This window comes from Streptomyces sp. NPDC048383, from assembly GCF_040651775.1.
In the GTDB taxonomy this organism is placed as follows: Bacteria; Actinomycetota; Actinomycetes; order Streptomycetales; family Streptomycetaceae; genus Streptomyces.
The window spans coordinates 117,175-131,873 of record NZ_JBEZKS010000011.1 but is presented as its reverse complement, the minus strand read 5'-3'; the positions used below and the strand labels follow the sequence as shown (position 1 = coordinate 131,873).

At 74.2% G+C, this 14,699-nt stretch carries 12 protein-coding genes; 6 read left to right on the top strand and 6 right to left on the bottom strand.

From position 1 onward, the window contains the following. Positions 1–546: 546 nt before the first annotated feature. The 3 genes from AB0D46_RS10955 to AB0D46_RS10945 form a co-directional block, all read right to left on the bottom strand. Positions 547–1,785, bottom strand: a complete 1,239-nt coding sequence (locus tag AB0D46_RS10955; RefSeq protein WP_362876981.1) for a HAMP domain-containing sensor histidine kinase — start codon at positions 1,783–1,785, stop codon at positions 547–549. Beyond that, entirely contained in the window at positions 1,782–2,552 is a 771-nt protein-coding gene (locus AB0D46_RS10950; RefSeq protein ID WP_362876980.1) for a hypothetical protein, read from the bottom strand. The genes AB0D46_RS10955 and AB0D46_RS10950 overlap by 4 nt, the downstream gene beginning before the upstream one ends. Before the next feature lie 200 nt (positions 2,553–2,752). Then, positions 2,753–3,382 carry a hypothetical protein gene (locus AB0D46_RS10945; protein ID WP_362876979.1) on the bottom strand — a complete coding sequence of 210 codons (630 nt, stop codon included), beginning with the start codon at positions 3,380–3,382 and terminating at the stop codon, positions 2,753–2,755. Positions 3,383–3,574: 192 nt separating this feature from the next. Here AB0D46_RS10945 and AB0D46_RS10940 point away from each other — a divergent pair, with 192 nt between their 5' ends. After that, positions 3,575–4,384, top strand: coding sequence for a nuclease-related domain-containing protein (locus AB0D46_RS10940; protein WP_362876978.1), 810 nt, complete (start codon positions 3,575–3,577; stop codon positions 4,382–4,384). A 234-nt stretch (positions 4,385–4,618) separates the two neighbouring features. On the opposite strand, the gene AB0D46_RS10935 is transcribed toward AB0D46_RS10940, so the two are convergent. Then, complete coding sequence (locus tag AB0D46_RS10935) at positions 4,619–5,845, bottom strand: Ku protein (RefSeq protein ID WP_362876977.1); 1,227 nt, start codon at positions 5,843–5,845, stop codon at positions 4,619–4,621. 31 nt (positions 5,846–5,876) lie between these two features. On the opposite strand from AB0D46_RS10935, the gene ligD reads away from it, so the two are divergent. Next, a complete protein-coding gene (gene ligD / locus AB0D46_RS10930) occupies positions 5,877–6,761 on the top strand; it encodes a non-homologous end-joining DNA ligase (RefSeq protein WP_362876976.1) in 885 nt (294 codons plus the stop codon). Further along, entirely contained in the window at positions 6,758–7,669 is a 912-nt protein-coding gene (locus AB0D46_RS10925; RefSeq protein WP_362876975.1) for an ATP-dependent DNA ligase, read from the top strand. Before ligD ends, AB0D46_RS10925 begins: the two co-directional genes overlap by 4 nt. 149 nt (positions 7,670–7,818) lie before the next feature. Here AB0D46_RS10925 and AB0D46_RS10920 read toward each other — a convergent pair whose 3' ends face one another. Then, positions 7,819–8,223 carry a DUF6479 family protein gene (locus AB0D46_RS10920; protein WP_362876974.1) on the bottom strand — a complete coding sequence of 135 codons (405 nt, stop codon included), beginning with the start codon at positions 8,221–8,223 and terminating at the stop codon, positions 7,819–7,821. 340 nt (positions 8,224–8,563) lie between these two features. Then, on the bottom strand, positions 8,564–9,544 hold the full coding sequence (locus tag AB0D46_RS10915; RefSeq protein WP_362876973.1) for an XdhC family protein: 981 nt from the start codon (positions 9,542–9,544) through the stop codon (positions 8,564–8,566). Between the two features lie 418 nt (positions 9,545–9,962). Between AB0D46_RS10915 and AB0D46_RS10910 the strand changes: the two genes are divergently transcribed. The 3 genes from AB0D46_RS10910 (at position 9,963) to AB0D46_RS10900 (ending at position 14,695) form a co-directional block, all read left to right on the top strand. Next, the gene (locus AB0D46_RS10910; RefSeq protein ID WP_362876972.1) at positions 9,963–10,874 is read left to right on the top strand and encodes a nuclease-related domain-containing protein; all 912 of its coding nucleotides are present in this window, start codon (positions 9,963–9,965) and stop codon (positions 10,872–10,874) included. A gap of 167 nt (positions 10,875–11,041) precedes the next feature. Further along, positions 11,042–12,781, top strand: a complete 1,740-nt coding sequence (locus tag AB0D46_RS10905; RefSeq protein ID WP_362876971.1) for a PP2C family protein-serine/threonine phosphatase — start codon at positions 11,042–11,044, stop codon at positions 12,779–12,781. A gap of 132 nt (positions 12,782–12,913) precedes the next feature. Beyond that, the gene (locus tag AB0D46_RS10900) at positions 12,914–14,695 is read left to right on the top strand and encodes an HNH endonuclease (RefSeq protein ID WP_362876970.1); all 1,782 of its coding nucleotides are present in this window, start codon (positions 12,914–12,916) and stop codon (positions 14,693–14,695) included. Positions 14,696–14,699: the final 4 nt, after the last annotated feature.

Genomic DNA, 14,699 nt, shown 5'->3' with positions numbered 1-14,699 from the left:
GCGAGGCTGAAGTGGGGCGGCACGATGGACGGCACCGGGGTTTCGCGACGCCCCCGGGGCTCCGCCCCGACCCCCGCGCCTCAAACGCCGGCGAGGCTGGAACGGGCAGCACGATGGACGGCACCGGGGTTTCGCGACGCCCCGGGGGCTCCGCCCCGACCCCCGCGCCTCAAACGCCGGCGAGGCTGGATCGGCGGGCCGCCGGCGAGGCCGCACGGACGGACGACCGCCGGCGAGGCTGAAGTGGGCGGGGCCCGGATCCGGTGCGGGCCGCGAGGCCCGGGCAGGACGGGAACGGGGCCACAGAACGACGTCCGGCCGCAGGCCGGGTACGGAACAGGCCCGCAGGTCGGGGACGGGGACGGGGTGGGGTGTCGTCCGGGACTAAAACGTGATTTGTTGGCGCGCGGTACCCCCGGCCAACGCAGCCCCGGACAGGGCGCCATAAATCATGCCCGTCCCGGACGACACCCCACCCCGGCACCGGCCCCGACCCCACCCGCAGCCCCCACCCGCAGCCCCCACCCCCCCACCCCCCCCGCCCGGTCAGGGCAACGGCAACGTCAGCACCGCCTCCGCCCCACCCCCCTCCGCCCGCCGGAACACCAACCGCGCCCCGATCGCCTCCGCCTGCCCCGCCGCGATCGTCAGCCCCAGCCCGTGCCCCCGCCCCCCGCTCCGGAACCGCTGCGGCCCCCCGTCAAGCAGGTACTGCGGGTACCCGTCCCCGTGGTCCCGTACCGTCACCACCGGCCCGTCCACCGTCACCACCACGGGCCCCCGCCCGTGCTTGTGCGCGTTCACGACCAGATTCCCGAGCACCCGCTCCAACCGCCGCCGATCCGTCTCGACGTGCACATCACACCGCACCACCACCTCCGTCACCCCCACCCCCACCGCCCCCCGAACCACCCTCCGTACCAACCGCTCCAACTGGTGCAGGTCCGTCTCCACGACCTCGCTCCGCGAGTCCAGCCGCGAGATCTCCAGCAAGTCCTCCGTCAGCTGCCGCATCGTCCGCACCCGCTCCCGCACCAACTCCGTCGGCCGCCCCTCCGGCAGCAACTCGGACGCCGCCTGCAACCCCGTCAACGGCGTCCGCAACTCGTGCGCGACGTCCGCCGTGAACCGCTGCTCCCGCAGCAACTTGTCCTGCAGCGTGCCCGCCATCGTGTCCAACGCCCCGGCCACCGTCGACACCTCGTCCTGCCGCCGCCCGGGATCCTTCGTGCGCGGGTCGTCGACCCGCGCGTCCAGGTCACCGTGGCTGATGCGCCGCGCGACCGTCGCCGTCTGGTGCAGCCGCCGCGTCACCCGCGTCACCGCGAACGCCCCCACCAGCAGCGTCCCCCCGAGCGCCAGCGCCGACGAGCCGATGATCGCGTTGTCCAGCCCGCTGATCGTCCGCGCGCTCTGGCTGTAGTCGACCGCGGCGGCCAACGCCCGCCCGTCGGCCGGGGCGGCGGCCCACATCACGGCCCGCCCCTCGTAGTCGGCAACCAGCGTCCCCCGACGGCCGCTCAGCGCGAGCTCCCGCAGCTCCGGCGGCAGCCCCACCGGATCCAGCCCGGACTCCGGCGGCAGGACCTCGCCGGCCTCGTACGCCCGCGAGGCGTCGTGCAGCTTGCCGAGGGCCTTGTCCCGCGCCGTCGCCACCGTCTGGCGCGTCACCTCGACGTGCACCAGCACGCCCAGCACCGCCGCCAGCGAGCAGCACATCACCACGATGAAGCACGCCGACTTCCAGGTCAGCGTGGCCGTCCACGCGGGCAGCCGCACCCTCACCGACCCCCCGCCCCCGCCCGCGAAGGGCCGGCCGGCCCGGCCGACCCCGACGGCTTCGCCGGCACCCGTACGATCTGCTCCCGCGTCGGCAGCATCGACCGCTGCCTCTCGTCCCACGACCACGCGGTGATCAGCTCGTACCCGGGGTTCCCGCTGGGCACCCGCAGGATGACGTCCCGACCGGCCAGTTCCACGGCCACGACGGTCTCCGTGGTCGCCATGATCCGGTTGAGCCGGCCGTCCGGATCGGCGGTGTACACCCGTACGGACATCATCCGGTCGGGGAACTCGATGCCGATCACGAGCTCGTCCTTGCCGTTCCCCGTCAGGTCCCGGTAGTACGGCGCCAGCACCGGGCACTTCGCCGGGTCCGCCCCCGCCGTCCCGCAGGCCAGCACCGCGGCGGCGGTCTGCGGGTACATGCCGTCGGGGCCGACGGACTTGTTCGGGTACGCCCGCAGCTCGGCCTGGACGAGGGCCACCGGATCGACGGCGTGGACGTCCTGGTCGGCGACCGGCGCCAGCCCCGGTACGTACTCCGGCGGCGCGCCCCCCGGATCGGCGGGCGGTACGTCGGCCCCCTTGCGCTCCGGCCACAGGTGTACGGGCCCGCTCGCCGTCGGGGTCGGCCCGGCCTGCACCAGCCCGCCGGTGTCACCGCACCCCGCCGCCAACGGCAGCAGGAGCGCCGACAGGAGCAGCGAACGGCCCCCGCGAAGCGGCGTGCGCGGCGTGCGCGAGCGGCCCGGGGTCTCGGGAACGGCCACGGCGGCAGGGGCTCCTCTCACAAGGCGACGGCGGACGATGCCCCGCCACCTTATGCAGAGGTACGCCCCATTTGTCGATCGTCCCGACCCCCGGATCGACCCCCGACCCCCCGACCGACGCCCCACCGGGGAGCCGGCCCGGAACCGGGACGGAAGCCGGAACGCGACCCGGCACCCGCCTCGGGAGCCTCCCCGGGCCGTCAGCCCCCCGACCGCCCCCGCCGCAGCATCGCGAAACCCAGCCCCGCCGCGCCGACGGCCGCGATCCCGCCGCCCGCGGCCAGCAGCAGCATGCCCTCGCCGGGCCCGTCGGCCAGGGTGTTCAGCCGCAGCGCCTCGGCCGTACCGGCGGCCCCGCCCGTACCGGCCCCGTCCGCCCCGCCCGCGCGCTGCGACGACGCGGGGACCACGTGCCCGCTACGGGTCCCGGTCTTGTGCCCGGCGGCGTCCACCGCGCGGGCGTCGTCGCCGGGACGGGTATCGCCGACCCAGGTGGTGAGCCCGCCGTCGGGCCGCAGCGAGGCGTGCAGTTCGCCGGTGCTGCCGAAGCCGGTGAATCCGTCCCGGCTGGTCAAGGTGGCGACGGTGACCCCGGCGCGCAGGATGTCCGCCTGGTACGCGTCCGGCCCCAGCCGGTACACCCGGGCGATCGACCGGCCGTCCGCCAGGGCGACGCTCTTGACCGGCGTCCCCTGCGTCGAGGACGCGGCCGGCGCCGCGTCGGCGAACGGGTCCGCGGCCGCGGCGACGCAGGTCAGGGCCGGCAGGCCGACGGCGCACGCGGTCCCGACGGCGACGCGGACGAGGGTGCGGCGGCGGGCGGAGTTCACGGAATTCCTTCGGGGCAGATCGGATCCAGCCGGTACGGCGGGTCCGGGGAACCTCAAAGTAGCCGGCGGCCGTTGCGGTACGCCGGTGTTCTTGTAACAGCGAGGCTGCAGCGTCCCGACGGAGTCGTTACACAGTCGAGGGATTGCCCCGCGGCCCGTCGCCTGCTCCCATGGAAGGCGGGGGTGAGGACGATGCGGGGACTGCGAGTGCTGCCGAGCGGCCGGCCCGGCCGCGGCCGGCTGTACGTCAACGGGCCGGACGGCCGGGCGGTGGCCTGGTACGACCGCCAACCCAACCGGGTCAGCCTGCTGTCGGACGACCAACGCGAGGCGGTACTGGCGGCGTTGGGCCCGTACCTGACCGGCGACTGGACACTGGGCCCGCCCCCGGTACCCACCACCGCCGAGCTGCGCCGCCTGGTGCTCGCCCCGGACGAGGACCTGGCCCCGAACCGCCCGGGGGAGACCCTGATCGGCGAGCTGACGTACGGCTCGCCGGGCAGCCGAGCCCGGCACCGGGTGCGTCAGGACCTCCAGCTGCGGCAACGGACCGGCGCGGAGCTGGAGGCGCTGGAGGCGGCGGACTGGCGGGCCGTGCACGACGTTCCGATACCGGGGCTCGGCCTGCTGGACCACCTGCTCATCGGCCCGCCGGGGGTGTTCGCGATCCTGTCGGTCGCGGGGCGCCGACAGCGCGTGCACATCGGTGACCTGCTGCTCGCGGTGGGCCGCTCCGAACCCCGCCCGGATCCCCGGTGGCTACGCGACGCGGCCGGCCGCGCGGCCCGGGTCCTGTCCGTGCCGGTCGTCCCGGCCCTCGTCGTGGCGGACGCCTCCCGCCTGGAGGTGGCCCCGACGCCGCGCGACATCCGCGTCCTCCAACTCCCGACCGCCGCCGGCGCCCTCGCGGCGGCCCCCGTCACCCTCAAACTCCCGGACGTCGAAGCCCTCTTCACCCTCGGCCGCGACCTCAGCACCTGGCGCGGCCCCCGCCGCCGGTGACGTACGCGGACCGGCCGACCGCCCGACCCGGCCGAAACCCGCGCGGCAGCCTTCAGCGTCGCGGCCCCCGCCGCGGGTGACGTACGCGGACCGGCCGACCGCCCGACCCGGCCGAAACCCGCGCGGCAGCCTTCAGGCTCGCGGCCCCCGCCGCGGGTGACGTACGCGGACCGGCCGACCGCCCGACCCGGCCGAGGCCCGCCGGGCGGCCCCGCCCGCCCCCGCCCACCCGCGTCAGGCCGAGGCCTTCTTGCGGGCGGGGGAAGCCTGCTGCGTGCCGGCCTTCGCGGTTCCGCCGCTCTTCGTGGTGGCCTTGGCGGCCGTCCGGGACGAGGCCTTCGCGGTCGTGGCGGCGGTGGTCTTCTTCGCCGCCGTCTTCTTCCCCGCCGCCGAAGTGGCCTTCTTCGCCGTCGACTTGGACCCCCCGCCCGTCCCCGAAGCCTTCGCGGACCCGGCTGTCTTGGCGGCTCCCGAGGTCGTCTTCACCGACCTCGCCGTCTTCGTGCTCCGGGCGGCCCCACCCGCCCCCGCCGCCGACTTCTTCCCGCCGACCGCCTTCGGCGCCGCGGCCGCCCGCCGCCGGATCGGCGTCACCTCGGCCGGGACCTGCCCGACGCCGGCCCCGTCGTCCGACTCCGACCTCGACTCCGACCCCGCGCCCGTACCGGCGGAGCCCCCCTCGCCGCGCGAGGCCTTGGCCGCCCGTACGCTCTTCTCCAGCGCCGCCATCAGGTCGATCACCTGGCCTCCGGCCGGCTCCGCCCTCGCCTCCGACGGCTCGAACGCCCCGCCCGCCTTCGCCGCGATCATCGCCTCGACGGCCTCCCGGTAGTCGTCGTGCAGCGAGGCCATCTCCACCTCCCCGAGCGTCGCCATCAACGCGTCCGCCAGGTCGAGTTCGGCCTCCCGTACCGAGACGTCCGCCTCCGGAGCAACCCCCTCCGGGACCCGGATCTCGTCCGGCCACAGCAGACCGTGCATCGCGATCACGTCGTCGACGACCCGCAGCATGCCGAGCCGCTCCCGCCCCCGCAGCGCGTACTTGGCGATCGCCACCTTCCGGCTCCGCTTCAGCGCCTCCCGCAGCAGCGTGTACGGCTTCGCGGCCGTCGGCCCGTTCGCCGCGAGGTAGTACGCGGCGTCCATCTGCAACGGATCGATCTCCTCCGCCGGGACGAACGACATGATCTCGATCGTCCGCGCGGTCGCGATCGGCAACTGCGCCAGGTCCTCGTCGGTGATCGGGATGATCGCCCCGTCCGCCTCCTCGTACCCCTTGCCGATGTCGCCGCCCGACACCTCCTCGCCGTCCAGCTCGCACACCTTGCGGTAGCGGATCCGCCCGCCGTCGGCGAGGTGGATCTGACGGAAGGAGATCGAATGGCTCTCGGTCGCGTTCACGAGCTTGATCGGGATGCTGACCAGGCCGAAGGAGATGGCCCCGTTCCAAATGGATCGCACGGTTCCTCCAGATTCGTGGCAATCTCATCGTATGACGCCGATCACCATGGTGGAGGGGCGTCGCATCGCGCTCAGCAACCTGGACAAGGTCCTGTACCCGCGGACCGGGTTCACCAAGGGCGAGGTGCTGCACTACTACGCCACCGTCGCGAACTCCCTCCTTCCGCACGTCCGCGACCGTCCCGTCTCCTTCCTGCGCTATCCCGACGGTCCCGACGGACAGCGGTTCTTCACGAAGAACCCGCCGCCCGGCACACCCGACTGGGTGCGCACCGCCCGCGTCCCGCGCTCCGAGGACGAATCCGCCGAACAGGTGATCGTCGACGACCTGCCCACACTCATGTGGGCGGCCAACCTGGTCGTCGAGCTCCACACCCCCCAGTGGCGCGCCGACCGGCCCGCCGTCGCCGACCGGATCGTCCTCGACCTGGACCCCGGACCCCCCGCCGACGTCGTCGCGTGCTGCGCCGCCGCCCTCTGGCTGCGCGAACGCCTCGCCGCCGACGGCCTGCACGCCTATGCCAAGACCTCGGGCTCCAAGGGCCTCCACCTGGCCGTCGCCCTGGAGCCGACCCCCTCCGAGCAGGTGTCCGCGTACGCCAAGGGCCTCGCGCAGGAGGCCGAACGGGCCCTCCCCGACCTGGTGGTGCACCGGATGGCCAAGGCGCTGCGCCCCGGCAAGGTCTTCGTCGACCACAGCCAGAACGCCGCCGCCAAGACCACGGCGGCCCCCTACACGCTGCGCGCCCGGGAGCTGCCGACCGTCTCGGCGCCCGTCTCCTGGGAGGAGGTCGCCGCCTGCCGGACCGGCTCCGACCTGGTGTTCCTCGCCGACGACATCCCGCCCCGGCTCGCCCTCGACGGAGACCTCCTCGCCCCACTGCTCGATCCCGCGCAGGCCGGGAGGCTGCCGTGACGGCGCCCGCCGGACCCGTACGGGTCGCGCTCGCCGCCGCCGTACGGACCCTGCCGCGCGGGGCGGGCCTCGCGTACGAGCCGAAGTTCGACGGGCACCGCATGGTCGTCGTGCGCACGGCCGCGGGCGTGCTGCTCCAGGCCCGATCCGGCCGGAACGTGACCGCGGCCTTCCCCGATCTGGCGGCCGCCGCCCGCCTGCTGCCCGCCGGAACCGTCCTGGACGGGGAGGTCGTCGTCTGGCACGCGGGCCGCACCGACTTCGCGCTCGTCCAGCGCCGCGCGGCGGCCCCCACGGCCGCCCGGGCCGCGGTGCTCGCGCAGAGCCTGCCCGCCTCGTACGCGGCCTTCGACGTACTGGAACTGGCCGGGCTCGACGTGCGCGGCCGCCCGTACGAACGCCGTCGAGCCCTCCTCGTCGACCTGCTGCTCCCGCTCGGGCCGCCGCTCCAACCGGTGCCGATGACCACCGATCCGGAGCTGGCCCAGACCTGGTACGAAACCCTGCCGGCCAGCGGCATCGAGGGCCTGGTCGTCAAACGGCTGGACCAGGCGTACCCGGCCGGCCGACGCGCCTGGCGCAAGCTCCGTCACACCGACGTACGGGACGCGGCGGCCGTCGGCTACACCGGCACCCCGGCCCGCCCGGTGGCCCTGGTACTGGTCCTGCCGGGGGAGGAGGACGGGGCGCCGCTGGTGTCGAGCCCGCTGTCGGCCGGGCCGCGTACGGAACTGGCGGCCGCGATCGCCGCCCGCGCCCGGACCGCGCCGGCCGGGGGCACGGTCACCGCCATCGGGCTCGGCGAGGTGCCGTACCGCCCGCTCGACCCACCGCTGGCCGCCGAGGTCCGCCACAGCTCGGCCCGCCACCCGCCCCCCGAGGTGCTCCGGCTCCGGACGGACCTCTGACCCGCGCGGAAGGCGCGGGTCAGAGGGCGGGGCGTCGGGGGTCGGAACGGACGGGGAGGACGGGGCGGGGTCGGGACGTCGGGCGCGGGACGTCGGACTTGCGACGTCAGGCGTGTGACGTCAGGCGTGCGAGATCGGGCGTGCGGACGTCAGGCGTGTGCGCCGCGTCCGGAGTCCGGCGGGGCGCCGGGCTGGACGTGCGGGTGGGGACCCTCGACGTGCCCGTACCCGGACTCCCGCTCGGCGCGGGCCTCGTCCTGATGGCTGTGGGTGGTGGAGCCGAAGTTGCCGTAGCCCTGCATTTCGTGCGGTCGCAGGCCGCCTTCCGGGATCTCCACGGACTCCCGTTCCTCACGGACCTCGTAGACCGCCCCGCCCTCGGGCAGGTGCGGCTGGCTCTCGGCGCTGGGGGGTGCCGGTTCCTGGTTCCGGACCCGCTTGCCCAGGATGAAACCGCCGAGCAGGAAGCCGACCACGATGATCCCGACGAGCAGGAACCATGCGATGTCGCTCAGCGCCGTGTTCAGCGCGAGGGTGTTCAGGCTCGTGTTCATACATCCTATTTTCCCCGCATTTGTTACGAATTCACGCGGGTGGTGCGAGCAATCCGCGAACGTCTCCGCCGACCCGACGCCCCGCAACACCCCCGACGGCGTACGGACCGCCCCGCCGGACCCCCCGCCCCGCCCGCGCGGGCAGCATGGGCCGTACGGGTGACGCGTCCCCCGCCGCCCACACCCCAGGCCCCCGCGGCGGGCAGGCTCCGCCCCCAGGCCAACCAACCCCGCCGAGCGGAGCAGCCCCGTCCCGCCCACCCGCAGCCCCCGCCCCGCACGCCCGCGGCAGGCGCCCGGCAACCCCCACCGCCACCCGCCGGCAGGCCCCGGCGGCCGGTCAGCGCAGCGGGCCGTCGGAGTCCCGCAGCCCCCGCGCGCCGCGCCCACCCAGCACGCCGAGGATCTCGGCACAGATGGCCAGGGCCGTCTCGGCCGGGGTCTTGGCGCCGAGGTCCAGACCGATCGGGCCGTGCACCAGCGCCAGCCCCTCCTCACCGACCCCCGCCGCGATCAGCCCCTCCCGCCGCCGGGCGGTCGTCCGCCGCGAGCCGAGGGCGCCCACGTACGGGATCCCGAGCGTCAGGGCCGTCTTCAGGGTCGGCACGTCGAAGTCCGGCTCGTGACTGAGCAGCACCAGACAGGCGGCGTCCCGGTGGTCGCCGAGCACCTTCGCCGCCTCGGCGGCGGCGTGCACGGTCACCGACTCCCAGCCCAGCAGCGCCGCCTGCTTCCCGATGACCTCGGCGAGCTCCCCGCCCCCGCCGATCACCACGTGCGGCGCGGACGGGTACGCCTCGACGAGCACCAGCCCCGACCCCCCGTACAGCGCGTCACGCCCCGGCCGCCGGGTCCCCAGCAGCTCCCCGGCCCGCCGCTCGGCATCGTCGGCCGGCGTCCCGCCCACCCGTACGACCCGGCTCACCGCGTTCTCCGCGCTCTCGTCCAGCCGCGTCACGAGGGCCACGCCGGCGCCCGTCCCGAGCAGCTCCCACCACTCGGCCGGGATCTCCGTCAGCGGCTGGAGCAGCACCTCGGCCTGCCCGCCGCACGTCAACCGGGCCTCCACGGCCTCGCCCGCGCCCACCGACACCTCGCACACCCGGGCGCTGCGCCCCGGCGCCATCGCCCCCGCCTCGGCGACGAGTTCGGCGTCGAACACCCCGCGGTACAGCGCCCCGACGCACTCCCCGCGCGCGTCCACGAGCACCGCCCCGGACGGATCCCGAGGCCCGAACCCCTGCTCGGTCACCGGCCGCGCCAGGAACCCGGCCCGCCCCTCGGACACCCACTGCCGCGCCGTCTCCGCCAGCTCACGCATGCTCGTCGCCCCATCCTCTACGCGCTCCGTACCCGCAAAGTGCCAGGTCAACGACACAAGGCGGCCTCGCCGACCACCCTACGCACGCCCCCACCCGCACCCCACCCCCCGAATCCCACAGACCCCACCCCACCCCCTCGTACGGACCACCGGAACCCCGCCCCCGGCCCGTACCGCTTGAACGGCGGCGACGAAACACGCACACGCGCAGGGCACTTCGGGAACACGGCGGCCACGCCCGCACGTCTCCTACGGAACGGGCCGCCGCCGGTCCCGGGTTGTCCGGCCCGCGAGCAGGGCATCTTGTGGGGGCGCGGTCCGACTGTTCCCATGGACGGGGCGGCGCGACGGGTCAGGGGGCGGTGTGGGGCGACTGAAGGTGTCTCGGTGGCGCAGGTCCGGTCATGACCGGCTGTACGTGAACCTGCCGGACGGCGCCGCCGTCGCCTGGGCCGACTGCCGGACGGGCCGGGTGACGGTCCTCGCCGAGGAACACCGCGAGGAGGCACTCGCCCTGCTCGGACGGCACCTGGCGGAGCTCCCGGAGCCGCCCGCACCGCAGCCCGCGGCCGATCCCCGCCGCCCCGAGCCCGCCCCGCCGCCCCTGGCCCCGCCGGCCCACACCCCGCCGGCCCCCGCCCCGCAGCCCCCCGCCCGACCCGCGCCCGCCTCCCGCGGCGGTCGCACCGGTACCCGGAGCCTGCCGCCGCTGAGGGCGCCCGACGACCTCGCGCTCAACCGGCCGGGCTCCGGCATACAGGAGATGCTCCGCTCGAAGGGCCCGAGCCGTTTCCGACGCACCCTGGACCGGCTCCTGCGGCGCGAGACCGAATGGGACCCCTGGTTCAAGGGACTGGCCGGCGAGCGCATCGCCGGGGCCGAACTCGACCGCCTCAGGTCCCAGGGCTGGAAGGTCCTGCACTCGATCCCCCTCACCCGGGGCGGGGACATCGACCACCTGCTCGTCGGACCGGGAGGGGTCTTCACCGTCAACACCAAGAACTTCGGCGGAAAGTCGATCTGGGTGGGCGACGACGTGGTCAAGGTCGACCACGGGCCGGCGCACCCCTACCCGGCCCGGAGCCGGGCCGAGGCGGCGCTCGCCCGTGGCGTCCTGGAGCGGCACTGCCCGTTCCCCGTGGAGGTGGAGCCGGTCCTCGTCTTCGTGGGGGCGCGGGAGATCCCGAGGGCGGCCGGCCGGTCCCGGGTCCGGGTGTACCGGGAAAGGGAGGTCGCCGCCCTCGGTCCCCTCACCGGACGGCTCGCCCCTGAACAGGTCGACCTCGTGTACGCGGTCGCCCGCCACCGAAGGGCCTGGCTCGCCGCCTGACCCGGGGCCCCGCCACCCCCGGCGTACGGACCCGGCGGGGCGGACGGCCGGGCCTGCCGGCCCCCGCCCCCGAGGTGCGCGGGCGCGCGAGGCGTGCGCAGCATGGGCGTACGCTCACCGCCGGCCGATGGCGGGGAGCCGCTGCGCACCGAGAAAGCAGGCGAGCCATGGGCCCGGCCGTTCCCCAGGACCCTGAGGGACTGAAGCAGCTCATCGCCGGCGAGGTGGCATCCCTACGGACCGCGGCGGCCCGGCGCGCCGGAGTACGCCGCGAGCCCCCCGCCCCGGACCCCCGGGCGCCGACCGCCGACCGGGAGTGCCCGTGCGGCGGCAGCGACGCACGCGGCCACGGCTGCGGCGACGCGGCGCAGGGGCACGACCCCTGGGCCTGCGTCTGCGCCACCCTGCCCGCGATCCCGGTGTCGGCCGCCCTGCTCGCGCCCGTCACCGACGACCGCGGCCGCACCGTCGACTTCCGCGTCCGCGCGGGCAACCACGTCCGTTCCTCCGCCTGGCTCGACGCCCCCGACCGGCTCGTCGGCGAACGCCTCGGCGACGTACGACCAGGCGCCGAGGGCGCGGGCCTGCTCGACGCCCTGCGCGAGGTCCTGCGTACGGGTCGCGCCCTCAAGGCCCACCCCGTCGACTACACCGAATGGCGCCCCGACGGGCTCCACCGCACGAAGCTGCTCTACGACGCCGCCTCCTGCTGCGGCCAGGTCCTCGCCACGTGGCGCCCCGCGCACCAGCCCACCGAAGTGCTGTCCCTGGAGGCGCAGCACATCGCCGGCATGGGCTGGGCCTACTTCGACCTGCTGTCCGGCGCCGCGACCTGGTCCGACGGCCTCGCGGCGATCTTCCGTACCGAACCCGGCCGCCCGATGACGCTCACCGACCTGTGCGACACCGTGCCGCCCGGTGACGTCCCCGCGTTCGGACGACTGCTGCGGGCCCTGTTCGACGGCGAGGAGCCACCGGGCCAGGACATCCGCTTCAACGTGCGCGGCGACATCCGTACGCTGCACGTCCTCGGCCGGCCGGTGATCGACGAGGACTCCGTGCCCTGGGCGTTCCACCTCATCGCGCGCGACCTCACCACGCAGGTCCGCTCCCGCACCCGGCTCGCGCAGACCCGCCGCGAAGGCGAACGGCTCCGCCAGCAGGTCGCCGCCGAACGCCGCGTGGCCTCCGCCTTGCGGGAGGCGCTCCTGCCGACCCACTCGACGGAGCTCGCCGGCCTGGGGTACGCGGTGGCCGCGGCCTACCTGCCCGCGGAACCGCACGCCGCGATCGGCGGCGACTGGTACAAGTGCCGGGCCCTGCCGGACGGCCGGATCCTGCTCGCCGTCGGCGACGCCTGCGGCCACGGCCTGGGAGCCGTCGCCCGGATGGCGCAGCAGCGCCACGCCCTCGCGGGCCTCGCCCACGCGCCGGGCACGGACGCCGCGGACCTGACCACCTGGCTCAACGAACTGCTCTGCGCCGACCCGTCGGCGCAGACGGCGACCGCCGTCATCGGACACATCGACGCCGAGCGCCGCCTCACCTGGGCCTGCGCCGGCCACCCCCCGCCCCTCCTGCTCCGCGGCACCGAAGCCACCGTGCTGGACACCTCGCACCGCGGCCCGCTCCTGGGCATGCTGCCGGGGGGCCGCTACGAGACCGCCGACCTGCCGCTGACCACGGGCGACCTCGTCCTCCTCTACACGGACGGCCTCGTCGAGCGCCGGGGCGAGGACATCACGGACAGCATCGCGCAACTCCGCCACCGCCTGTCCACCTGCGCGGGCCTCGGCGCCCGCGCCACCCTGGACTCCCTGATGACCTGGTACGAGGAAGACCAACTGGCGGACGACACCTGCCTGCTGGCGGTGGAGGTCCTGCCCCCGGACTCGGTCCGGCGATGAGCAGGCCGGCGTGGCGCCGGTCTTCAACTGCCCTTGCCGGCGCGCCGGAGCGCTCCGGGAGCACGCAAGACTCCTCGAACTCGAACCTGGCAAGATCGGAGGCGCAGAGCGACTTGGATCGGGGGAGAGCCAATGGGGAGCCAGTTGCGTCTCGGCGAGGTGTTGCGGTCCGGTATGAACCGAGATCCTTCCACACCACTCATCGATGGCTACCCGAACATTCATCACGTCACGGCCTCCCAGGTTCTCGCCCAGATTCAGCTGAGCAAGGGCATCAACCCGATGGCCAAGGTCAAAGCGCTGGGCGGGCAGCGGCGTCCGGCAGTTCTCATCCGTTCCAGCCCGTGGAAGGCGGGGACGGACGATACTCCCTGGCACGACGTGTTCGACCTGGACAACGGTCGAGTGCGCTATTTCGGAGACCACAGGGTCGACCACACGGATCCGGTGGGGAGCACGCAGGGCAATACCGTTCTGCTGGAGGCGCTGGCGGAACACCGGGCAGCGACTCCGGAGCGGCGTGCGCTGGCCGTGCCCTTGTTGGTATTCAAGGCCGTCTCGCGCAACGGGTCACGCAAGGGGTACGTGAAGTTCTGCGGCATGGCCGTCATCGAGCACGCCGAACAGATCGAGCAAGAGGCAAACGGTAGAGCCTTCCCGAACTACCGCTACGACCTTTCCGTCCTGGATCTGAGTGCGGAGAATGACCGGGTCGACTGGTCCTGGATCGAAGCCCGGGGAAGCACCGGGGTCTCAGCCTCCGATGCACTGGCGCTGGCTCCCCGCGCCTGGCGCAGGTGGGTGGAACATGGACATGCAGTGTTGCCCGAAATGCGGCTTCAGGCCGTACCGTGCACCGGCGCCGGGGTCCCGGAGCGTTCGGCTTCGGAGAACGTCCGCGCGCCGTCGGCGCTCCTTCCCGCACCCCGTAAGGCGGACAAGGCTGCCGCAGCCTCTCTGGCGGCATCAGGGCGCCTGGAAGAGCTGACGGCGAACATGCTCATGGCGAGGCTCCGCAGCCTCAAGGTTCACCGCAGAAACGGCCGGCAGAGCAGGCACAAGCCCTTGGCTCTCCTATGGGGAATTTCCAGGGTGGCTACGGGGCAGCATCACCTGGCACCGTGGCACCAGTTCCGGGATGAGGCGAGTGAACTGCTCGCCGAGTTCGGTCTCCCCGAGTCCTCCGTGACCCCTGAGTATCCATTTTGGCACCTTCGGACAAGCCGCCTGTGGGATGTCCATGGTCTCCCGGCCGAGGAGCCCGGTGGGCCCCGTGCAGCAGTGTTCGACAGGCTCAACCCCAAGGGGGGATTGACCGATGGGGCCGCGCGGATATTGAGCGATCCCCTCGTGCGGTCTCAGGCGGTTGCGGTCCTGTGCGAAATGCACCTGGCCGATGTCGACCAGCATGCCCTGATGGCGCGACTGGGCATGGGCGGCTACGAAACCGCGAGCGGCACGACGCATCTCGCAGAGAACCCGGATGGGCGAACAGGCCCCGCCGGACGGCGTACAGGCTCCTACTCCCGGATCGTCCGGGACACTGCACTGACGGCCAAGGCAAAGGGGCTGCACGGCGACAGTTGTCAGGTCTGCGGCCTGCAACTGCCCACGCGCTTCGGCACCTACAGCGAAGCCGCCCACATCCGCGGCCTGGGTCGTCCTCACGACGGCCCCGACGAACTCTCCAACTTGCTGGTGCTGTGCCCCAACCACCATGTCCAGTTCGACACATTCGCGATCTACATCGACCCCGACGGAACCGTACGTACGACCTCGGACGACAGCCCCATCGGTGAGCTCCGCCGGCACCCCGCCCATCGCATCAGCGAAACGCACGTCCGCTACCACCGTGCGCGCTGCGGCAGGGATTCGACTGACCGGGAGACCCAGGGTGAGGCCTCGTCCGTCTGATTTC